At 56.0% G+C, this 21733-nt stretch carries 23 protein-coding genes, 2 tRNA genes and 1 rRNA gene; 14 read left to right on the top strand and 12 right to left on the bottom strand.

Going from position 1 to position 21733, the window contains the following annotated elements:
• The first annotated feature begins 16 nt into the window (after positions 1–16).
• On the top strand, positions 17–1021 hold the full coding sequence (locus tag CPJ18_RS00130; protein ID WP_103656557.1) for a 2-hydroxyacid dehydrogenase: 1005 nt from the start codon (positions 17–19) through the stop codon (positions 1019–1021).
• Between the two features lie 6 nt (positions 1022–1027).
• Here CPJ18_RS00130 and CPJ18_RS00125 read toward each other — a convergent pair whose 3' ends face one another.
• The 7 genes from CPJ18_RS00125 to CPJ18_RS00095 form a co-directional block, all read right to left on the bottom strand.
• On the bottom strand, positions 1028–1498 hold the full coding sequence (locus tag CPJ18_RS00125) for a GNAT family N-acetyltransferase (RefSeq protein WP_103656556.1): 471 nt from the start codon (positions 1496–1498) through the stop codon (positions 1028–1030).
• A complete protein-coding gene (locus CPJ18_RS00120; RefSeq protein WP_103656894.1) occupies positions 1498–2259 on the bottom strand; it encodes a molybdopterin-synthase adenylyltransferase MoeB in 762 nt (253 codons plus the stop codon). Before CPJ18_RS00120 ends, CPJ18_RS00125 begins: the two co-directional genes overlap by 1 nt.
• Before the next feature lie 40 nt (positions 2260–2299).
• Positions 2300–3424 carry a DNA replication/repair protein RecF gene (gene recF, locus CPJ18_RS00115; protein ID WP_103656893.1) on the bottom strand — a complete coding sequence of 375 codons (1125 nt, stop codon included), beginning with the start codon at positions 3422–3424 and terminating at the stop codon, positions 2300–2302.
• 97 nt (positions 3425–3521) lie between these two features.
• Positions 3522–4151, bottom strand: coding sequence for a nucleoside triphosphate hydrolase (locus tag CPJ18_RS00110; RefSeq protein ID WP_103656555.1), 630 nt, complete (start codon positions 4149–4151; stop codon positions 3522–3524).
• The gene (locus CPJ18_RS00105; protein ID WP_103656892.1) at positions 4148–4930 is read right to left on the bottom strand and encodes an ATP-binding cassette domain-containing protein; all 783 of its coding nucleotides are present in this window, start codon (positions 4928–4930) and stop codon (positions 4148–4150) included. The genes CPJ18_RS00110 and CPJ18_RS00105 overlap by 4 nt, the downstream gene beginning before the upstream one ends.
• Positions 4931–4941: 11 nt before the next feature.
• Positions 4942–6006, bottom strand: coding sequence for an ABC transporter permease (locus CPJ18_RS00100; protein WP_077101944.1), 1065 nt, complete (start codon positions 6004–6006; stop codon positions 4942–4944).
• Between the two features lie 134 nt (positions 6007–6140).
• The gene (locus CPJ18_RS00095) at positions 6141–7163 is read right to left on the bottom strand and encodes a sugar ABC transporter substrate-binding protein (protein WP_077101942.1); all 1023 of its coding nucleotides are present in this window, start codon (positions 7161–7163) and stop codon (positions 6141–6143) included.
• A 263-nt stretch (positions 7164–7426) separates the two neighbouring features.
• On the opposite strand from CPJ18_RS00095, the gene CPJ18_RS00090 reads away from it, so the two are divergent.
• Positions 7427–8659 carry an ROK family transcriptional regulator gene (locus CPJ18_RS00090; protein ID WP_103656554.1) on the top strand — a complete coding sequence of 411 codons (1233 nt, stop codon included), beginning with the start codon at positions 7427–7429 and terminating at the stop codon, positions 8657–8659.
• 78 nt (positions 8660–8737) lie between these two features.
• On the opposite strand, the gene CPJ18_RS00085 is transcribed toward CPJ18_RS00090, so the two are convergent.
• Positions 8738–8827 (bottom strand) — tRNA-Ser (locus CPJ18_RS00085).
• Positions 8828–9060: 233 nt separating this feature from the next.
• On the opposite strand from CPJ18_RS00085, the gene CPJ18_RS00080 reads away from it, so the two are divergent.
• The 12 genes from CPJ18_RS00080 to CPJ18_RS00025 all read left to right on the top strand — a co-directional run bounded on the left by CPJ18_RS00080 (position 9061) and on the right by CPJ18_RS00025 (position 20013).
• A complete protein-coding gene (locus CPJ18_RS00080; protein WP_103656553.1) occupies positions 9061–9378 on the top strand; it encodes a hypothetical protein in 318 nt (105 codons plus the stop codon).
• Between the two features lie 70 nt (positions 9379–9448).
• Complete coding sequence (gene msrA, locus CPJ18_RS00075) at positions 9449–10099, top strand: peptide-methionine (S)-S-oxide reductase MsrA (protein WP_103656891.1); 651 nt, start codon at positions 9449–9451, stop codon at positions 10097–10099.
• A 303-nt stretch (positions 10100–10402) separates the two neighbouring features.
• Positions 10403–11395 carry a BMP family lipoprotein gene (locus tag CPJ18_RS00070; protein WP_077119883.1) on the top strand — a complete coding sequence of 331 codons (993 nt, stop codon included), beginning with the start codon at positions 10403–10405 and terminating at the stop codon, positions 11393–11395.
• 83 nt (positions 11396–11478) lie between these two features.
• On the top strand, positions 11479–12984 hold the full coding sequence (locus CPJ18_RS00065) for an ABC transporter ATP-binding protein (RefSeq protein WP_103656552.1): 1506 nt from the start codon (positions 11479–11481) through the stop codon (positions 12982–12984).
• A gap of 19 nt (positions 12985–13003) precedes the next feature.
• Positions 13004–14107 (top strand): ABC transporter permease, encoded by a 1104-nt coding sequence (locus CPJ18_RS00060; protein ID WP_077119888.1) that lies wholly within the window; start codon positions 13004–13006, stop codon positions 14105–14107.
• Between the two features lie 6 nt (positions 14108–14113).
• Positions 14114–15085, top strand: a complete 972-nt coding sequence (locus CPJ18_RS00055; RefSeq protein WP_077119890.1) for an ABC transporter permease — start codon at positions 14114–14116, stop codon at positions 15083–15085.
• Between the two features lie 3 nt (positions 15086–15088).
• Complete coding sequence (locus CPJ18_RS00050) at positions 15089–15478, top strand: cytidine deaminase (RefSeq protein ID WP_103585442.1); 390 nt, start codon at positions 15089–15091, stop codon at positions 15476–15478.
• Between the two features lie 11 nt (positions 15479–15489).
• Positions 15490–16278 carry a purine-nucleoside phosphorylase gene (locus CPJ18_RS00045; protein ID WP_407026444.1) on the top strand — a complete coding sequence of 263 codons (789 nt, stop codon included), beginning with the start codon at positions 15490–15492 and terminating at the stop codon, positions 16276–16278.
• A gap of 1 nt (position 16279) precedes the next feature.
• A complete protein-coding gene (deoC, locus tag CPJ18_RS00040) occupies positions 16280–17053 on the top strand; it encodes a deoxyribose-phosphate aldolase (protein WP_077119896.1) in 774 nt (257 codons plus the stop codon).
• 5 nt (positions 17054–17058) lie between these two features.
• Positions 17059–18369, top strand: a complete 1311-nt coding sequence (deoA, locus tag CPJ18_RS00035) for a thymidine phosphorylase (RefSeq protein WP_153366881.1) — start codon at positions 17059–17061, stop codon at positions 18367–18369.
• An 82-nt stretch (positions 18370–18451) separates the two neighbouring features.
• Positions 18452–19657, top strand: a complete 1206-nt coding sequence (gene coaBC / locus CPJ18_RS00030) for a bifunctional phosphopantothenoylcysteine decarboxylase/phosphopantothenate--cysteine ligase CoaBC (protein ID WP_103656550.1) — start codon at positions 18452–18454, stop codon at positions 19655–19657.
• Positions 19654–20013: an MmcQ/YjbR family DNA-binding protein gene (locus CPJ18_RS00025; protein ID WP_103656549.1), complete on the top strand. Its 360-nt coding sequence runs from the start codon at positions 19654–19656 to the stop codon at positions 20011–20013. Before coaBC ends, CPJ18_RS00025 begins: the two co-directional genes overlap by 4 nt.
• 84 nt (positions 20014–20097) lie before the next feature.
• Here CPJ18_RS00025 and CPJ18_RS00020 read toward each other — a convergent pair whose 3' ends face one another.
• From CPJ18_RS00020 to rrf, 4 genes are all read right to left on the bottom strand, one after another.
• Positions 20098–20448 carry a hypothetical protein gene (locus CPJ18_RS00020; protein ID WP_188348531.1) on the bottom strand — a complete coding sequence of 117 codons (351 nt, stop codon included), beginning with the start codon at positions 20446–20448 and terminating at the stop codon, positions 20098–20100.
• Positions 20449–20453: 5 nt separating this feature from the next.
• On the bottom strand, positions 20454–20732 hold the full coding sequence (locus tag CPJ18_RS00015) for a hypothetical protein (RefSeq protein ID WP_103656547.1): 279 nt from the start codon (positions 20730–20732) through the stop codon (positions 20454–20456).
• A 140-nt stretch (positions 20733–20872) separates the two neighbouring features.
• A tRNA-Met gene (locus CPJ18_RS00010) sits at positions 20873–20949 on the bottom strand.
• A 299-nt stretch (positions 20950–21248) separates the two neighbouring features.
• Positions 21249–21363, bottom strand: a 5S ribosomal RNA gene (gene rrf / locus CPJ18_RS00005).
• Positions 21364–21733 lie beyond the last annotated feature (370 nt).

Raw genomic sequence — 21733 nt, 5'->3', positions numbered from 1 at the left:
AAGGTGCCTGCTGACGATGACGAATAAAAAGAGACCTTCCGTCTATTTGACACGCAAATTGCCGGATTTGGTCGAAACCCGCATGCGCGAGTTGTTCGACGCGGAACTGAACATCGAAGACGCCCCGCGTACGATGGCGGAGCTGGTTGCAGCGATGCAGCAGGTGGATGTTCTGGTGCCGACCGTGACAGACCGAATCACGGCAGAGATGATTGATCAGGCTGGCCCGCAACTGAAACTGATCGCTGGTTTTTCAAATGGCATCGACCACATCGACGTGGATGCGGCGGCTCGCAAAGGCATCACGGTTACCAACACACCGAACGTCCTGACCGAAGACAGCGCCGATATGACCATGGCCCTTGTTCTTGCCGTTCCGCGCAGACTGGTGGAGGGCACCCGTGTGTTAGCCAACGGTTCCGACGAATGGAGCGGCTGGTCGCCCACGTGGATGTTGGGACGGCGTTTGTCCGGCAAGCGCATCGGTATCGTCGGCATGGGACGCATTGGCACCGCCGTTGCGCGCCGCGCCAAGGCATTCGGCCTGTCCATCCATTATCACAACCGCAAGCGCGTGAACCCGGCAACGGAAGCCGAGCTTGAGGCGACCTATTGGGACAGCCTCGACCAGATGTTGGCGCGGGTCGATATCGTTTCGGTCAACTGCCCCTCAACCCCCGCAACCTACCATCTGATTTCCGCCCGCCATCTGGCGCTGATGCAGCCGACGAGCTACATCGTCAACACGGCACGCGGAGATATCATCGACGAAGCAGCCCTCATCCGATGCCTGATGGACGGCAAGATCGCCGGTGCGGGTCTGGATGTCTTCGAAAACGAGCCGGTCGTGAACCCAAAGCTCATTAAGCTGGCCAAAGAAGGCAAGGTGGTCCTTTTGCCGCATATGAGTTCGGCCACCATCGAAGGCCGGATCGATATGGGTGACAAGGTCATCATCAACATCCGTGCCTTCTATGATGGCCATCGCCCACCCAACCGGGTGCTGCCGGGGCGCAGCTGAAAAGCTTCAGCCCAGGCGTTTGGTCATTTCGATAGAGGTGATGATGTCATAGCCGGGATGGGAGTTTTCGGCGGTTTTGGTAAAGCCCCATGCCGAAAACCGCTGATGGTTTCCAGCCAGCTCGATGCGTGTTTCCAACCGCAATGCCGTAAGACCCAAGCTGGAGGCAATGTCTTCGGCCTTGGCCAGCAGTGCGCGGCCCACGCCTTGCCCTTGCGCGGTTGGAGACACTGCAAGCTTGCCGACGTAAAGGCTCGTTACTTCGGGTTTGCAGAAAATACAGCCCAACAGGTCTTCACCATCAAACGCCACGAAGGCAATTTCGTCCTTCGCTTTCTGCATCAACGTTTCTGATGTCAGGCGATGCGCCGATGATGGAGGATCAATGACGCCATCCATGTAGGCGAAAGACGAGCGGATCAGCGCCAGCAGTTCATCGAAGCGCCCAAAGCTCGGTTTGATTCTGACGATATCCATTACGCCTTTTCCTGTCGGCGTTTGTAACGAACAGTGTCGAAGCGGGATGCCAGCGCATCGTATAGAAGCAAGCGTCCCAACAGTGGTTCGCCTGTCTGCGTGATGAGCTTGATCGCTTCCATCGCCATGATCGTACCAATGACGCCGGTTAGCGCTCCAATGATACCGGTTTCGGCGCAAGACGGCACCACGCCCTGCGGCGGAGGCGTCGGGAACAAATCCCGGTAGCCGGGTAATAGTACGCCCTCCGGTCCTGTCTCATACGGCTTGAGAACGGTCACGGAACCATCGAAACGTCCCACCGCCCCCGTCACCAGCGGCACTTTGGCTGTCTCTGCCGCATCCGCTGCGGCATAGCGGGTATCGAAATTGTCTGAGCCATCGATGACCAGATCGAAGGACTTCAGATGATCATGTGCCCAGACAATAGAGAAACGCTCTTCGAAATGGAGTGTCCGCACATGCGGGTTGAGCCGCGCGATGGACCGACGCGCGCTTTCGGTCTTCTGCTCGCCGATCGTGCCTGTATCATGAATGACCTGACGCTGGAGATTGGATAGCGAAACGACATCATCATCGATGATACCGAGTGTTCCAACACCTGCCGCCGCCAGATAGTAAAGCACCGGCGCTCCCAGACCGCCCGCACCGATGACCAGCACTTTCGCCGTTTTCAGCCGTTGCTGCCCGACGCCGCCGATTTCCGGCAACAGGATATGTCGTTTGTAGCGTTCGATTTCCTCTGGGCTCAAGGGATCCAAAATCGCGTCTCCGGTGATTTTCACGAGGATGTAAGCATTATCATCCGATGCTTCCATCGGAAACGTTGAAAAACTGTGCCCTGTCCTGCAAGCCTGAAAACATCGATGCGTCGGTTCCGGTCATGAAGCTTTGACCGCCCAGTGCGTGAATGAGATCGAACAGGGCGGCGCGGCGGCCTTCATCCAGATGGGCAGCGATCTCATCCAGCAACAGCACCGGCGCATGGCCTGTCATATTGGCTGTCAATTGCGCGTGAGCCAGGATCAACCCGACAAGCAGAGCTTTCTGTTCACCCGTGGAACAGCGACCGGCGTCCATGTCCTTTTCAGCGTGGCGGACGTAAAGGTCGGCACGGTGCGGCCCATCCAGCGTGCGCCCGGCACCGGCATCGCGGTAACGATTATCCTTCAACAGCGCGAGATATTCGTCTTCCAAATCGACGGCTGGGCGGTGAAATTCACCATCCATGAATCCAGACAGAGTCAGTGAAGCGGTCGGGAAATTCGCATCATTGCCGCGGCTCTCGATCAGCGCTCTCAGCAGGCCCAGCATCTCGTGGCGCGCAACCGCCATGGAGATGCCGAGTTCTGCCATCTGTTTTTCGATGCCTTCAAGCCACACCGGGTCGAAACGTCCGTCTGACAACAGGCGATTGCGGCCACGCATGGCTTTTTCGAAGTCACTGGCACGGCGTCCATGACTGGGATCGAGCGACAAAACCAGTCGGTCGAGAAAACGACGGCGTTCAGACGAGGAGCCGGTGAAAAGCCCGTCCATGGAGGGCGTCAGCCACAAAACACGGAGGTGATCGGTCAACTCATCCACGGATTTAACCGGCGTCCCATTCAGCCGCAATCGGCGCGAAAGAGCCTCACCTTCGCCCTCGACACCGGTACCAATCGCGACGTCGCCATCCATGCCGGTCACCTCGGCAAAGATCGAAAAGCCGATGTTTTCCGCGCCCACCTGCGTAACATCGGACAGGGTCGCACGACGCAAACCTCGCCCCGGCGACAAAAAGGAAATCGCCTCCAGCAGGTTGGTCTTGCCAGAACCATTATCGCCCGTCAGCACAACGTGCCGCTGGTCGAGACGCAACGAAGCCTCCGCGTAATTGCGAAACGCGTTCAGTTTCAACCGTGTGAGGAAAACCTTGGCAGTCATGCCGCATCCAGAATCGTCATGGCCCATGACCTACAGCATTCGCTGAAAAATCGGAATGAAATTTCACGGGTGGAGCAGGACAAGGAGCCAGAGCCCCCTACTCCCAAATGTCGATCTTGATGTCCGCCTCTTGCGAATTCTGAACCACGCGCTTGCCATTCGGCAGATCGTTTTCATAGAGTTTCGCGGCAATGCCAGCGTCATCCAGCCCGTATCCAATCCAGCGATCTCGTAAACGCTGCTCCAAAACCTCGACGGTCGGCCCGACGAAAATGGAAAAATCGAAGCTGTCTTTCAGCCGAATCCACGGCTCTTCATTCAATAGAAGATAGTTGCCTTCCGCCAAAATGAACCGCGTTTCAGAAGAAACGGAGCGTGCGGATGCAATGGCGATCTCCCGGGAGCGGTCAAAAACCGGCACCAGAACCTCCTGATCCGCCTTTCTGACTGCGGTTACGATATCGAAGAAACCGCGAACGTCGAACGTCTCAGGAGCGCCTTTACGGGCAAGAAGGCCGCGCTCACGTAAAATGCCATTGTCCATATGGAACCCGTCCATGGGCAGGACTTCAGCTTTTTCGCCACGATGAGTCAGTTCACCGTGAAGTGCATCGGCCAAAGTGGATTTGCCGGCCCCTGGGGGACCGGCAATGGCGACGATGAAGCGGGAATGTCCCGACGCGCGCTGCACGATAGTATCTGTCAGCGCACCGAGTGTCATAGTCATGCGGCGATCGTTTCCCTTGGAGGCTCCTTGGCACCCGTCATGAAGGCGACGGCATCCGACATCGTGTATTCCTTTGGGTTGATGACGCAGAGGCGCTTTCCAAGCCGGTGAATGTGGATGCGGTCTGCGACCTCAAACACATGCGGCATGTTGTGCGAGATAAGCACGATGGGCATGCCACGGGAGCGAACGTCCAGAATAAGCTCCAGCACGCGCCGACTTTCCTTCACGCCCAGCGCCGCTGTCGGTTCGTCGAGAATAACGACCTTGGAGCCGAAGGCGGCCGCTCTTGCCACGGCCACACCCTGACGCTGGCCACCCGACAGTGTTTCCACCGACTGGTTGATGTTCTGAATGGTCATCAGCCCGAGTTCGGAGAGCTTGTTGCGGGCAAACTTGTCCATGGCCGCATGGTCGAGCTTGCGCAGGACCGTGCCCATAAAACCAGGCTTTCTGAGCTCACGCCCCAGGAACATATTGTCCGTGATCGACAGCGCAGGTGAAAGCGCAAGGTTCTGATAGACGGTCTCGATGCCAGCGTCGCGGGCTTCGAGCGGCGTTTTGAACTGCACCGGCTTGCCATCCAGCCTGATCTCGCCTTCATCAGGGCGCACAGCGCCCGAAAGAGCCTTGATCAACGAAGATTTGCCAGCGCCGTTGTCGCCGATGACAGCAAGGATTTCGCCCGGATAGAGATCGAAATCCGCATTGTCGAGAGCGGTCACGCGGCCATAACGCTTGACGAGACCATGGGCGGAAAGAATGGGTTGCTTGGTCATATCAACAGTCATCACACGCCTGCCTTTCTGATCCATTGGTCAATTCCGACGGCGGCGATGATCAGCCAGCCGGTCAACATGACTTTCCACTGCGGGTCTGCACCGAGCATGTTGAGACCCATGGAAACGACACCAACAAGCATGGCACCAAACAGCGTGCCGAGAATGGAGCCACGTCCGCCAAACAGCGAGATACCACCGATAACCGTCGCCGTAATGGCCTGAAGGTTATAGTCGGTCACCGCAGCAGACGGCGAAATCGAACCGTTACGACCGATGGCGACCCAGGCGGCAAAGGCTGCGATAACCCCGGCAACCGTATAAACACTCAAGAGAACCTTGCGCGTCTGAATGCCAGACAGCTTTGCCGCCTCGGGATCATCACCCACTGCATAGACGTGGCGACCCCATGCCGTGTGATTGAGGACGTACCAAAGAAAAGCGACCAGCAGGACCATGGCAATCACGCCAAGCGTGAAGATTGCGGTTCCAACTCGAAAGTTCGTGGCAAAGATATGAAGAAGAGGCGCGCTTTGCGCCACGTCCGCGTCACGTATCGTCTCGTTTGCGGAATAAATGAAATTCGTTGCCATGACGATATTCCATGATCCCAGGGTAACAATGAAGGGTGGCAATTTGACAACCGCGACAAGGAAGCCGTTGAAGAAGCCGCACAATCCGCCAACCACAAAGCCTGCGAGGATCGCAATGCCTGTCGGCAAGCCGTAGGTGACGGCGAAGTTGCCCATGACGACGGATGAAATGACCATCACCACACCAATCGAAAGGTCGATACCGGCGGTCAGAATGATCAGCGTCTGTGCTGAGCCCAAAATACCGACGACGGCAATCTGCTGCAGAATCAGCGTCAGCGTATAGGAAGAAAAGAAGCGCCCGCCGATGGTGAGACCAAAGATGGCGACCGATAATATCAACACGATCAGCGGCACCGCCGCGGGGGTTGAGTGCAGGAAGTGCTGCGCGCGTTTAAAGGGTGAAATCTTTTGCTGGTCGAAAGAAGCGACATTCTTGTCGCTTGAATCCAGCACTTTCTCGAATTCCTGTATTCCGCTCATGTTTCCTCCTGCCGCCCGCCAGCACAGCCATTCAAGGCGCCCGTTATTGAGCCGGGTAATCTGACAGCGAAATCTTTGGGACGGAACTGGCCGGGATTTGGTCCCGGCCAGCGCGCGTTAATCGATAGAGGCTATCAGCCCCAGCACTTGGCAAGGCCTTCCTTGACGCTGATGGCTGGCACGCCGGAAACCGGCTTGTCAGTAACGAGCGAAACGCCTGTGTCGAAGAACGACTTGCCTTCGGTTGGCTTCGGCTTTTCACCGGTGTCAGCGAACTTCTTGATCGCTTCCACGCCAAGGGCTGCCATCATCAGCGGATATTGCTGCGATGTCGCGCCGATCACGCCGTCCTGAACCGATTTCACACCGGGGCAACCACCGTCAACGGAAACGATGAGCACGTTCTTTTCCATGCCGACAGCCTTGAGGGCCTGATAAGCGCCGACAGCGGCAGGTTCGTTGATGGTGTGAATGACGTTGATGCCTGGATCCTTCTGGAGAAGGTTTTCCATAGCCTTGCGGCCGCCTTCTTCATTGCCGTTGGTTACGTCATGGCCAACGATGCGTGGATCGACTTCATCGCCGATCTTGTTCGGGTCTTTCGGGTCGATGCCGAAGCCGATCATGAAGCCTTGGTCGCGCAGAACGTCGACGCTTGGCTGATCAGGGGTCAGGTCGAGGAAGCCGACTTTAGCGTCCTTAGCCTTGTCGCCCATCGTTCCCTTTGCCCATTCGCCGATCAGCTTGCCTGCGAGCAGGTTGTCCGTAGCGAAGGTCGCATCGGCAGACGCGATTGGATCAAGCGGTGTGTCGAGCGCGATGACGAGAATGCCAGCATCGCGGGCCTTCTTGATGGTAGGCACGATGCCCTTGGTGTCGGATGCGGTGATCAGAATACCCTTTGCGCCATCGGCAATGCAGGACTCGATCGCGGCAACCTGGCTCTCGGAGTCGCCATCGACCTTACCGGCATAGGATTTCAGCGTAACGCCGAGTTCCTTGGCCTTGGCTGTCGCGCCTTCCTTCATTTTTACGAAGAATGGGTTCGTGTCCGTTTTGGTGATGAGGCAGGCCGACGTGTCGGCAGCGGATGCGACAGATGCAAAAGAAACGCCAAGCGCAAGCGCGCCGAGAAAGGCGGAAACGGTGCTTTTCATGTAGTCCTCCCAGTGATGAGTGCTTCTTGTCGAAGCGACTTTTGCGGCCCTTCTCCTCCTAGATCGGGTGCCACTGGCGCAGATGGAAACATCAAAACTGCACCCTGTCAATAAATAAATCCAATTGAATTATTAATTTGTTGTGGCATTTTATGATTTTCGTAACCATTGAAAAGTGTGTTTGGAGGCACTGCTTTTCGCAAACATGGTGGTTCCGAAGCGCAGATACTGGCGGCTTAAATGTCGTCATCGGGAGGAAAAGAATGACACGCTCAGCGGAAGCCACCCGGCACGCGCCAGCGAATGTGCCGGATCTGAGTGGCGGGGCCAATCAGGTTCGTGTGCGCGCCTATAATGAGCGCCTCGTTCTCTCCCTCGTGCGTCGGCACAGCGGCCTTTCGAAAGCGGAAATCGCCCGCAGAAGTGGCCTTTCGGCACAAACCGTCTCCGTCATCATGCGCTCGCTGGAAAGTGACGGACTGCTTATTCGCGGCGAACGTTTGCGCGGCAAGGTCGGCCAACCGTCCACGCCCATGAGGCTGAATCCCGATGCGGTGTTCTCATTCGGCGTCAAAATCGGCCGGCGTAGTGTCGATCTCGTCCTGATGGATTTCGTCGGCCGGATCAGGCTAAAGCTGCGCAATACCTACCCCTACCCCATGCCCGAGTGGATATTGCCGTTTTTGATCAATGGCATGGCAGAGCTGGAAGCACGCCTGACACCGGATGAACGCGAGAGGATTGCCGGCATAGGCATCGCAGCGCCCTTTGAGATGTGGAGCTGGGCAAAGGAAGTCGGTGCGCCACAAAAGGAAATGGATCGTTGGCGCGGCGTGGATTTGAGAGCGGAAATCGCCAATCAGGTCAGCTACCCCGTTTTTCTCCAAAACGATGCCACCAGCGCCTGCGGCGCAGAACTGGTTTTTGGCTTGGGCCAGAACTACCCTGATTTTCTCTATGTTTTCATAGGATCGTTCATCGGTGGAGGTGTCGTGCTGAACTCCGCCCTATTTTCCGGGCGAACCGGTGCTGCGGGTGCCATCGGCCCCCTTCCCGTTCAGGGGCGCGACGGCTCCACCGTTCCGCTACTCAAGATCGCCTCTATCTTCGTTCTGGAAGACATGCTGCGTGAAAACCACATCGACCCCAAACCCCTGTGGTTTTCCCCTGACGATTGGGTCGATTTCGGCGAGCCGCTGGAACGCTGGATACAAAATACGGCCGCAGCCCTTGCTCAGGCCGTGCTCGCCGCAGCCTCGATCATCGATTTCGCATCAGTCATCATTGACGGTGGCTTCCCGGGCTGGGTCCGAACGCGCATCACCGATGCGACCCGCAAGGCTTTGGATCTGCACGATCTTCAAGGGGTGGTGGTGCCGGAAATATTGGAAGGTGCCGTCGGCAGCCAAGCGCGTGCCATCGGAGGAGCAAGCTTGCCACTTTTCTCACGGTACCTTTTGGACCAGAATGTTCTTTTCAAGGAAACGACGATTTGAACAACTGATACACATCAGCCGTGTTCTAAAGAACGCGAGCTTTGCGGTTGCCGGATTGTCGGTAACATCTTGAAGGGATGGCGGACAGGGTGGGATTCGAACCCACGGTACGCTTTCACGCACACACGCGTTCCAGGCGTGCGCCTTAAACCACTCGGCCACCTGTCCGTCTAAACATCTGCATTTCGTGAAAACTGCAAATCACTGGAACGGCGCGATATATACCGATGAATTCGCAGGGATCAACCCGAATCTGACAGTTTTTTTATTTGTGCAACAATTGCTTGCTAAGGATGTGGATTGCAAAGACGGTTTGACCGCATTATCCAGAGGCTTCGCGGTCAAAACATAGCGCGCCAACCGGCCCGCAGTTTTGCGATAATCATCGGAGCAGCCATTCCATGAAGACGGTTTTCCGGTTCATCAGCTTCATAGCTCTGGCTGCGGCAGTTGGCGTCGGCGTTCTGGATTCGATCCGCTCTGTCTCGACGTCGTCCGTCGATTTGATGAGCGCGCACGATGCGTGGGTGAAATTTTTTCCTGCGTCGGTCACCATGGTAGAAGCCGGGGTCGCGCACTATATTCATCCTGAAGCGTGGCGTTGGGTCGAAAATGGCCTATCGATGGTTCCGGCTTTCGCGGTTCTTCTTACCCTGTCGCTCCTGTTCTGGATGGCTGGATACAAGAAGCACAGAGCCATAGGCCGCTTTGCCGCTTGAAACGGCGTCGTCACGCACACTCATGCTGAAGCCAGAGAGCGGCCCCGTTTGGGCGCGCAAGGAGACTGCAATGTTCGGATTTGATACGATGTCCAAAAAAACTGTCATGCCAACACCGGAGACCGCCTATCCCGGTCGCGATGAGGCTTTGGTGATCCCGGAACATCATTTCGTCAACGGCAATCCGTTGAAAGGCCCCTACCCGGATAATCTGGAAACGGTCTATCTCGGCATGGGGTGCTTCTGGGGTGCGGAACGCCTGTTCTGGCAAACACCGGGCGTTTGGGTGACCGCTGTCGGTTATGCAGGGGGCATCACACGAAATCCCACCTATCAGGAAACGACCACGGGGCTAACAGGTCACACAGAGATGGTGAAGGTCGTATTCGATCCGGCCAAGGTTTCGCTGGCAGCATTGCTGAAGACATTCTTTGAGGAGCACGACCCGACGCAGGGCATGCGCCAGGGCAATGATGTCGGCACGACCTATCGATCCGCGATTTATACCACCAGCGAAGAACAGTTGGCCGAGGTCAAGGCCGCCCGTGATGTATTCCAACAAGCCTTGACGGATGCTGGTCACAAACAGGCGATCACCACGGAAATTGAGCCACTGGATGTCTTTTATTACGCAGAAGACTATCACCAGCAGTATCTGGCGAAAAATCCCGGCGGTTATTGCGGCCTTCGGGGAACGGGCGTGAGCTGCAATATCAGCTAAGTCTTTGTGCCGACAGCGGTGAGGCGAAGGTTTTACGGTTTGTTTTGCTGGCCTTTGCCGCCCTCTCGGTATTGCTCATTGTTATCGCAAAGTCGATGCACTTTTTTGCGCATGTTGCTTTAGAAAACAGCAGTTAACGGTTTTTCCACTGGGTAAAAAAAACCGGATGAATTTTTCTCGCAGCCGTGCAAGGATATCCTCACGCACAGTCTAGAAAAGGCTGGCAGTTCCGCAGACATGCCCGTTTCTCGGGTTTGCGGGAGGACCCTTTAAAAAACCAAACTGTAACAACAGGGCTGCACAATGAAAAAATCCCTTCTGACGCTTTTCGCGCTGGCCGCGATGTCGGCTTCCGCTTTGGCTGCGGACATCAAGCCTGCGCTGGTCTATGGCACGGGCGGCAAATTCGACAAGTCGTTCAACGAAGCTGCTGCGACAGGCGCAGAAAAGTTCAAGGCGGAAACCGGCACTGAATACCGCGATTTCGAGCCAACCAGCGACACGCAGGGTGAGCAGGCGATTCGCAACTTCGCAAGCCGTGGCTTCAACCCCGTGGTTGCCGTGTCCTTCGCATGGACATCCGCTATGGAAAAGGTTGCGGCCGAGTTTCCGGACACCAAGTTCGTAATTATCGACTCCGTTGTCGAGCTGCCGAATGTGCGCTCCGTCGTCTACAAGGAAGAAGAAGGCTCTTACCTCGTCGGCCTTCTGGCAGGCATGGCATCCAAAACCGGCAAGGTCGGCTTCATCGGCGGCATGGATATTCCGCTGATCCGCAAGTTCGCCTGCGGTTACGCACAGGGTGCAAAGGCTGCCAATGACAAGATCGAAGTCTTCCAGAACATGACCGGCACGACAGGTGCTGCCTGGAACGATCCGGTTCGTGGTGGTGAATTGACCAAGAACCAGCTCGATCAGGGCGCTGACGTCGTTTACGCAGCTGCAGGTGCAACCGGTCTCGGCGTTCTCCAGACAGTTGCCGACAACAAGAAATATTCGATCGGCGTGGATTCCAACCAGAACCACCTGCATCCCGGCTCTGTCCTGACCTCGATGGTCAAGCGTGTCGATCTTGCTGTCTACAACGCATTCAAGGACACCAAGGACGACAAGTTCACAGCAGGCGTGACCGCTCTCGGCGTCAAGGAAGATGGCGTTGCTTATGCCCTCGATGACAACAACAAGGCTCTGATCACCCCGGAAATGACTGCCGCCGTTGAAAAGGCAAAGGCTGATATCATTGCCGGTACCGTCAAGGTTCACGACTATATGTCGGACAACTCTTGCCCAAAGTGATGTGATTTATAGAAGACGGGCGCATCGCGGATTTCGCGTTGCGCCCTTTTCATATCCAGCCTCCGGAGACGTTTGGGTTGACGATGGAACCTGCGATCGAGCTTGTCGGTATCGATAAAAAATTCGGCACCGTACACGCCAACAAGAATATCAATCTTACCGTTGCCAAGGGTAGCATCCACGGCATTATTGGGGAAAACGGAGCGGGGAAATCGACTTTGATGTCGATCCTTTACGGCTTCTATTCTGCCGATTCCGGTGAAATCCGCATCGACGGCAAGGCCGTCAACATCAGAGATAGCCAGGCGGCCATAGATGCCGGCATCGGCATGGTGCATCAGCACTTCATGCTGGTGGAGAATTTCTCGGTGCTGGAAAACATCATGCTGGGTGCTGAAGGCGGTGCTTTGCTGGCCAAAGGCACAGCCGCGACCCGCAAGGAGTTGAAGCGTCTCGAGGATGAATACGGCCTTGAGGTCAATCCTGACGCAATCATCGAGGATTTGCCGGTTGGACTGCAACAGCGCGTCGAAATCCTCAAAGCCATGTATCGCGGCGCTGAAATCCTTATTCTGGATGAACCCACAGGGGTTTTGACACCCGCCGAAGCCGATCATCTTTTTAAGATATTAAGCGTGCTGCGCGATCAGGGCAAAACCGTCATTCTTATCACCCACAAGCTGCGCGAAATCATGGCGATTACCGATGAGGTCTCCGTCATGCGTCGCGGCGAGATGGTGGCGACGCGCAAGACCTCCGAGACCACGGTGGAAGAACTGGCCGAACTCATGGTCGGTCGTCGCGTGCTTCTGCGCGTTGAAAAGGGTGAATCAAACCCCGGCGAAGTCCTGTTTTCCGTCCGCAATCTAACCGTCAAGGACAGCCGTGGCGTGACCATGGTGGACGATGTTTCTTTTGACGTACGCGCTGGCGAAATCGTCGGCATTGCCGGTGTGGCTGGTAATGGCCAGTCGGAACTGCTGGAGGCCATCGCTGGTATCCGCAAACCCTATTCCGGTGAGATTCTGATGGGCGGCAAAACCGTCGACAAGGTCGATCCCGCGGTCCTTCGCAAGCTGGGCTTGGCCCATATTCCCGAAGACCGTCATCACATGGGGCTGGTGCTGAAGTTTGAGGAGTATGAAAACTCCATCCTCGGCTATCACCGCGACGAGCGCTACGGCAAGGGACCGTTTCTCAATCCAGAAGCCATCCGCAAAGATGCTATCGAGAAGATAGAGAAATACGATATCCGCCCGCCAAATGCGAATTTGAAAACCGCCAACTTCTCAGGCGGCAATCAGCAAAAGATCGTCGTTGCGCGCGAAATCGAGCGTGATCCGAAGATGCTGATCATCGGCCAGCCGACACGTGGCGTCGATATCGGTGCCATCGAGTTTATCCATCGCCGCATCATCGAAATGCGTGATGCGGGCAAAGCCATTCTGCTGGTGTCCGTGGAGCTTGATGAGATACGGTCGTTGTCGGACCGTATTCTGGTCATGTTCGCAGGCCGGGTCGTCGGAGAGAAAACGGCGGAAGCCGAAGAACAAACGCTGGGCCTGATGATGGCCGGCATCGCCGCATAAGGCAAAGGCTTTAAAGTCCATGAGTACAGCTTCCGTCCCTCTTCCCAACTGGATCACCTACGGCCTGTTGCCGTTTTTGAATATCCTAACAGCCTTTTTCATCTCCGGCCTTGTTGTCTGGGGCATTGGAGAAGACCCCTTCGCCGCCCTGCAGCTTTTGATCGAAGGTGCGCTGGGCCGGGGTGATGCCATTGGTTTCACCCTGTTTTACACCACCAGCTTCATCTTCACCGGCCTATCGGTGGCCGTCGCTTTCCATGCCGGCCTGTTCAATATCGGCTCCGAAGGCCAGGCTTACATTGGTGGCTTGGGTGCGGCCCTCGTGGCACTCGCGCTGGACCGCTACGTCCCATGGTATGTGACCATGCCGTTTGCGGTCATCGGTGCTGCCGTGTTCGGTGCGGCCTGGGCCTTCATTCCCGGCTGGCTTCAGGCAAAACGCGGCAGCCATGTCGTTATCACCACCATCATGTTCAACTTCATAGCCGCGGCGCTGATGGTATATCTCCTGGTCAATGTGCTGATCGTGCCGGGCAAGATGGCACCGGAAACCCGCACCTTTCTGCCAGGCGGACAATTGCCGAAGCTGGACTGGCTGATGGCGATGTTCGGGCTGAAGCTGGGGCCGGCACCTTTCAACGTGTCCTTCATCATCGCGCTCGTTATGGCCTTTCTGGTCTGGGTCCTGATTTGGCGCACCAAGCTGGGTTATGAGATGCGGACACTGGGCATCAGCCCCTCCGCTGCCGTTTATGCAGGTATTCCCTATTCGCGCACGGTCATCATCGCCATGCTGATATCAGGTGGTCTGGCGGGTATGATGGCGCTGAACCCGGTCATGGGCGCATCCGCACGTTTGCAGGTGGAATTTGTCGGTGGCGCAGGTTTCGTCGGCATTGCCGTATCGCTGATGGGCCGCAGTCACCCGCTTGGTATCGTCTTTGCGGCGTTGCTTTTCGGAATCCTTTATCAGGGTGGAGCGGATCTCTCGTTCGAAATGCCCAACATTACCCGTGAGATGATCGTCGTCATTCAGGGTCTCGTCATCCTGTTTGCGGGCGCACTTGAATTTATGTACCGCCCCGCGCTCGTGCGCATCTACCAGCAATTCGTGAAGAGGTAACGGCCCATGGAAACCTTCGATATGCTGGTCAGCATTCTCGGTTCGACCGTTCGTCTGACAATCCCGCTTTTGTTCACGGCATTGGCCGGGCTGTTTTCTGAACGCGCCGGCGTGTTCGATATCGGCCTTGAGGGCAAGATGCTGGCGGCGGCTTTTGCATCCGCCTGTGTGGCTTATCTGACCGGAAACCCATGGGCTGGACTAGCCGCAGGCATTGGCACTGCGATCTTTTTCTCGCTGGTGCACGGCTTTGCCGTCATCACCAATCGTGGCAACCAGATCGTCTCAGGTGTGGCCTTGAATTTCGTTGCCGCCGGTCTGACGGTGGTTCTCGGCCAGGCATGGTTTGGACAAGGCGGTCGCACACCGCAAATCCCCGGCGAAGGTCGCTTCTCGCCCATCATCCTGCCTGGTGCCGACATGATGCGCGAAGTGCCCTTCATTGGTCCGCTCTACGCAAACGTCATTTCCGGCAACAACATTCTGACTTACCTCGCCTTTCTCGCCGTGCCGATTTCCTGGTGGGTGCTCTACCGTACACGCTTTGGTCTTCGTCTTCGTGCCGTCGGTGAAAATCCCGGTGCGGTAGATACGGCAGGCATTTCGGTGGCGTGGATGCGCTTCCGCGCCGTCATCGTTGCCGGTTTTCTCTGTGGCTTTGCCGGAGCCTATCTTGCCGTCGCGCAATCGGCTGCCTTCATTGCCAACATGTCTGCGGGCAAGGGTTATATTGCGCTGGCAGCCCTGATCTTTGCCAAGTGGAAGCCAGTTCCCGTCATGTTTGCCTGCCTGCTGTTTGGTTTTCTTGACGCCATGGCAAACTTCATGCAGGGCAAGGCCATTCCGGGCATTGGGGAAGTGCCAGTCCAAATTTTCCAGGCGCTGCCTTATATCCTCACATGCATTCTGCTGGCTGGCTTCATTGGCGTTGCAAAACCGCCGAAGGCCGGTGGCGTCGCCTATTCGAAGGAGCGTTAGTCCATGTCGCACGAATTGTTTGAGGCAGCTCGCGACGCGATGAGCTTTGCCCACGCGCCCTATTCAAAATTCCCTGTCGGTGCGGCCATCCGCGCCGAAGACGGCAGAATCTACAAGGGCGCCAATATCGAGAACCTTTCCTTCCCACAGGGCTGGTGCGCGGAACCATCCGCCATCAGTGCCATGATCATGGGTGGGGCAAAGAAGATCGCCGAAATCGCTGTCATCGCTGAAAAGTTGGCCCTCTGCCCACCCTGCGGTGGCTGCCGCCAGAAGATCGCAGAATTCGCCTCTGCCGACACGAAAATCTATCTGTGTGATGAGGCTGGTGTTCAAAAGGTTATGACCATGGAAGAGCTTTTGCCCTTCAGCTTCAAGACCGAGCTACCGTGATGGATCACGCAATGATCGACGTTCTCGTCGACAGGCTGAATGGACTTGTGCCGCGAACCGCCATCGTTTTGGGCTCCGGGCTTGGGTCTTTGGTGGATGAGGTTACAGATGCCATCCGCATTCCCTATTCGGACATTCCCGGTTTTCCGGAGAGTGCCGTCTCCGGCCATGCGGGTGAGCTTGTGGCGGGATATCTCGGCGGACAGCCCGTCATTATGCTGGCGGGCCGTGTCCACTACTATGAAAAAGGCAATGCGGCGGCCATGCGCCCGGCGATAGAAGCTCTCGCAGGTATCGGCGTCCAATCGCTCATTCTGACCAATTCGGCAGGCTCCGTCAGGCAGGACATGCCACCCGGGTCGGTGATGCAGATCACCGACCATATCAATTATTCCGGCATGAACCCGCTGATCGGCGAAGAAACCGATCGCCGTTTCGTTGGTATGACCAGTGCGTATGATGCGGAATTATCGATTGTCATGCGCAATGCCGCCATCCGTGCCACTGTTCCGCTGTTCACCGGTGTCTATATGTGGTTTTCCGGCCCGAGTTTCGAAACACCTGCGGAAATCCGTATGGCCCGCACGCTGGGCGCAGATGCGGTTGGCATGTCGACAGTGCCAGAAGTTATCCTCGCGCGATTTTTCGGGATGCGTGTTGCCGCTGCTTCCGTTATTACCAATTACGGTGCCGGTATGACTGGCGACGAACTGAGCCATGAAGAAACCAAAGACATGGCCCCGATTGGCGGCAAACGACTGGCCGCGATTTTAACGGAAATGATTTCTGGAGGAAATTGAGATGGAACTTCAGCGCCCGCGTGAAGCTGCCGCTCTCGCCCTATCCCTGCTCGACCTCACCAATCTGAAGGAAGATTGCACACCCGAGCAGATTGCTGCTTTGTGCCAGAAAGCGCATACGCCATATGGCAACACGGCTGCGATTTGCATTTGGCCGCGTTTCGTGGCCCAGGCCCGTGCCGCCTTTGGTAAGGACCATTCGATCCGGATTGCCACGGTCGTTAATTTCCCTTCTGGCGATCTTGATCTCGCAACCGTCGTCGGAGAAACAGAGCGTGCCATCAATGATGGTGCGGACGAAATCGATCTGGTGATTCCGTACAAAAAACTCATCGCAGGTGATGAAAACGCCGTGGCAGAGATGGTTGCCGCCGTGCGTAAGGTCTGCGTTTCCCCCGTTCTGCTCAAGGTCATTCTGGAAACCGGCGAGCTGAAAGACAAGGCTTTGATTCGACGCGCCTCTGAAATCGCTATTGCCGAAGGCGCAGACTTCATCAAGACGTCCACCGGCAAAGTTTCTGTCAACGCAACGCTGGAGGCCGCAGACATCATGCTGCAGGTCATTCGCGACAGCAAGAAAAAGGTCGGCTTCAAGCCCGCTGGCGGGATTGGAACGGTTGCAGATGCCACGCTTTATTTGCGCTTGGCAGAAACCATCATGCAGCCCAACTGGGCCATGCCTTCCACTTTCCGTTTCGGCGCATCCGGCGTTCTGGATGATATCGTGAACGTGCTGGCAGGTGGTGAACCGGCCAAAGCATCCAACGGCTATTGATCGCTATGATCCCGCAGGAAATTATCCGTCGCAAACGTGATGGCGAAACGTTGACGGCAGTTGAAATTGCCGCCTTCATCTACGCCTTGTCCAACAACGCAATTTCCGAAGGGCAGGCCGCGGCCTTTGCTATGGCGGTGTTTTTCCGTGGCATGAGCCGGGATGAGACGGTTGCGCTGACGGTTGCAATGCGCGACAGCGGCGATGTTCTTTTCTGGTCGGATATCGAGAAACCCATCGCTGACAAACACTCTACCGGTGGCGTCGGCGATAATGTCTCACTCATGCTCGCGCCGATCGTTGCAGCTTGCGGGTTGGCAGTTCCCATGATTTCAGGCCGGGGGCTTGGTCATACAGGTGGCACACTGGACAAGCTGGAAGCAATCCCAGGCTACAACGTCATGCCGGACGAAGCCTTGTTCCGCCGCACGGTGGCCACAGTGGGTTGCGCCATCATCGGCCAGACGGGAGACCTCGCGCCTGCGGACAAACGGCTCTATGCCATTCGCGATGTAACAGCGACCGTCGATTCGGTGCCATTGATTACAGCCTCCATCTTATCGAAGAAGCTGGCGGCGGGGCTGAATACATTGGTGCTTGACGTGAAATTCGGTAATGGCGCTTTCATGCAAAGCCAGGAAGAGGCTGAGACACTGGCGCGGTCGCTTGTCGATGTCGCCAATGGCGCGGGCGTCAAAACATCAGCCCTCCTCACCGACATGAACCAGCCATTGGCCGACGCCGCCGGGAACGCACTCGAAATAATCCACTGCCTCGATTTTCTCCGCGGCAAGAAGTCGGGCACACGTATCGAGACACTCGTTTTCGCTCTGGCAGCCGAAATGCTGGTTCAGACTGGCATCGCTTCAACGTTGGAAGAAGGTGCAGAAAAGGCCAAAGCAGCGCTAGCAAGTGGTGCGGCGATGGATATCTTCGGCCGTATGGTATCCGATCTCGGCGGGCCAACGGATTTTGTCGAAAAGCCGGATCGCTATATTAGATCTGCTCCGCATATCGTCCCGGTTATGGCACCGCAGGCGGGTTGGCTTTCTTCATGTCAGACCCGTGATCTTGGCATGGTCGTTGTCGAACTTGGCGGCGGGCGGAGGAAACCTGACGATATCATCGATCATCGCGTTGGAATTTCGAATATCCTGCCCTTGGGAACGAAGGTAGAAAAAGGCCAGCCAATCGCGATGGTACACGCCGCAACAGAGCGAGCTGCCGCGCAGGCCGTGGCTGCGGTTTTGAACACCTATGGTTTCTCGCCAATACCGCTCTCTGAAACTCCCATTATCTACGGCCGCATTGCTTAGAGCGGCAGAAGCTGAACGCGTGATTGCACTTTGAAAGCTGAGCGCTTAGTTTCTGCCGTGAAATGGAAATTGGTCCGACATCATGGCGCTTTCAGGCAAACATATTCTTCTCATTATCTCTGGCGGTATCGCGGCCTATAAGAGCCTCGATCTCATCCGCCGCTTGAGGGAGCGAGGGGCAAAGGTGACGCCGGTGATGACACGCGGCGCGCAGGAGTTCGTCACTCCGCTTGCTGTCGGCGCTTTGTCTGCTACCCATGTGTTTACCGAGCTGTTCTCGAGACAGGATGAACAGGACGTCGGCCATATAAGATTGGCAAGGGATTGCGATCTGGTGCTTGTAGCACCCGCCACGGCTGACCTGATGGCAAAGATGGCAAACGGACTGGCCGACGATCTGGCCTCTACCATACTGCTCGCTACGGAGCGTAAAATTCTCATCGCACCGGCCATGAACCCCAAAATGTGGAGCGCCAAGGCGACACAGCGCAACGTCGAAACCTTGAAAATCGATGGCATCCAATTCATCGGGCCGATGGCGGGTGAAATGGCAGAAAAAGGCGAAGCTGGACTTGGCCGCATGGCGGAGCCCTTGCAGATCGTTGAAACTGTCGAGGCGCTGCTTGATGATGGACCAAAGCCGTTGGCAGGAAAGAAAGCCATTGTCACCTCCGGCCCGACGCACGAGCCGATCGATCCGGTGCGGTACATTGCCAACCGCTCCTCCGGTAAGCAGGGCCACGCCATCGCAAAAGCTCTTGCGGCATTGGGTGCGGACGTTACGCTGGTATCTGGCCCGGTCACGATTACCGACCCGTCCAACGTAATGACTGTCCATGTGGAGCGTGCCGAAGAGATGCTGGACGCGGTGCTTGCTCACCTGCCGGCCGATATCGCCGTGATGGTGGCAGCTGTTGCTGATTGGCGTGTTGCGGCGTCTTCGGATCAGAAGATCAAGAAACAGCCGGACGACCTTTCGCCAGCACTGCAATTGACGGAAAACCCCGACATCCTCAAGACCGTCGGCCACCATGCGAACAGGCCACGTATCGTCGTAGGTTTCGCTGCGGAAACGCAGGATGTTGAAACCAACGGACGTGCAAAGCTAGAGCGCAAAGGAGCCGATATCATCATCGCTAACGACGTGTCCGCCGCCACTGGCGTGATGGGCGGTGACCGCAACAGCGTGAAGGTTATTTCAAAGACAGGCGTAGAGGCATGGCCCGATCTCGATAAAAATGAGGTGGCCAGACGGCTCGCAGCATTGATTGCGGAAAAAATCGCATGAGCCTATTCGAGCGCCAAAACTTTGATTCGACCTTGAAAACATGGCCGGGTGTTCATTTCGTTGATCAGTGGGATTCACATGTCGCAAAGGTCGGAGATAAGGTCTTCGCCGTTCTGGGCGAGCGAGAAAATTGGCGGCTTGTCGTCAAATGCTCCGAAGAGAGCTTCGAGATTCTGACCGCCCTGGAGGGAATAGGACAGGCACCCTATTTCAGCAAACGCAAATGGATATCCATCTCTGACCACTCTCCGCTCGAGCTATCGGAGGTGGAGCATTATGTCTTGCGGTCTTATGAATTGGTAGCACGAGGGCTAACAAAAAAACTGCGGGCCGATCTTGGAATTGCGTTGAGCTGAAAGACATCTGTTCCAACGTGCCGGTCGCGCACAGCTTTACCCGAAAGCCCTCTGCTGTTCCAAGAGAAATGCTCCAACCGGTACTTAGGCCTCCACCTTGTCGCTAACGTCATCCAACAAAAAATGCACAACGACATATTTTGTTTGAAATGGCTTACCACTATCGGAAATCTCTTCCTCAAATCCGCCATCCACTGGATGCCATTTCTGATAGTGAGGATTGTTGGTGATCAGCGTTATTGCCTTGCCCGACAAAGGCCCTTGGACGCGGTACCGTATCTCGGCCAGTGGCCATATGCGCTCATAGTCCGCTTGCGTCAGACGCACGGTCAATGCCTTGCGCTTGGTCACGTCCCCGTAAGGGCCTGCTGCGGGAACACCAAGCGTAACCTCCCGCGCCTCGTTGAGAATAGAATTGAATTCCTCCGGCCACATCCGTCTCATGAAACGCTCCTCCCAAGCTTTTCTCCGTAAGCCAAAGAAATATAGCCTGTCTCCATCAGCAAGCAATCCCTCACTTTGACGTTGACTTGTGGGGCATGGCAGGCCCGCTCCACGACAGTGTCGAAGAGCAAGCGTCGCAGCGTTTGGTTCGCGCCCTGATCCAGACGGTTGCGCTCGGCAAGACCCAGGGCCACCAGCCGGCATCCTTTTAGGTTGACGTCGACATAGCCAACATCATGGGATCGTTGGAGGTGGTCGATCTTCTGGAGCAGCATTTCCTTGCTGCGGCGGGCAACGACATCATGTCCTGGCCTGCGACTGGCGAGATCGACCTTATGTCAAACGCAAACATCTCTTGGACGCGTTTGGTGAGGAGATTGGTATCTTTATCTTGCTAGGAATTTTTGTTTGTTTTTGGTTGCGGGGGCAGGATTTGAACCTGCGGCCTTCAGGTTATGAGCCTGACGAGCTACCGGGCTGCTCCACCCCGCGTTACCAGCGTAAATCCCGAAGGGATTTATCGCGCCAGAGCAAACTCGCAGAGTTTGCGCCTCTACCAGCGCAAATCCCCTTGGATTTGTCGCCTCTACCCGACTTTTGCCGGAGGCAAAATGTCGTCTTTTCCCGGTATTTTACCTTGGCAAGATACCNATACCGACTGCGTAAACCGTGTTTCCGTTTATGCATCACCCCGGAACGACGAAAGGCCGCTTATCGCGGCCCTTGGTATCGGCTGGGCCGAGGTTTGTTTTTGCTTGAGAAGATGTTTTATCATGAGTTGCGATTTGCAGACCTGGCAGCGACCTACTCTCCCGCGTCTTAAGACGGAGTACCATTGGCGCTGGGGCGTTTCACGGCCGTGTTCGGAATGGGAACGGGTGCAGCCGCCCCGCAATAACCACCAGGTCGGCAAAACGCAACAACATAAGTTGTTTTCGAGAAGCTGGAGAACCCGAAGGTTCTATTTAATTTACACGTCNAACGCAACAACATAAGTTGTTTTCGAGAAGCTGGAGAACCCGAAGGTTCTATTTAATTTACACGTCATTCTGTGACCTGTCTGCTTGGTAACCTTGCTCGAGTGCGAGCAGGGCAGCCATACAGACCAGAGGTCGTCGCGCTCCGGTTTTTGCCGTAAGGCAAAATACCATGTGGCGCGGCCCGTCCGGAGCGCTTCGCGCGTCAGGACAGAACAGTTGATGTTTATCTTCGATAAACATGAACATAATCAATGGGAACGAAGAAGTCGATCGAGCTATTAGTAACGGTAAGCTTC

It is taken from the genome of Agrobacterium rosae (assembly GCF_002915175.1).
Lineage (GTDB): Bacteria > Pseudomonadota > Alphaproteobacteria > Rhizobiales > Rhizobiaceae > Agrobacterium > Agrobacterium rosae.
The sequence above is the reverse complement of the archived record's forward strand: the minus strand, read 5'-3'. Positions and strand labels throughout refer to the sequence as shown.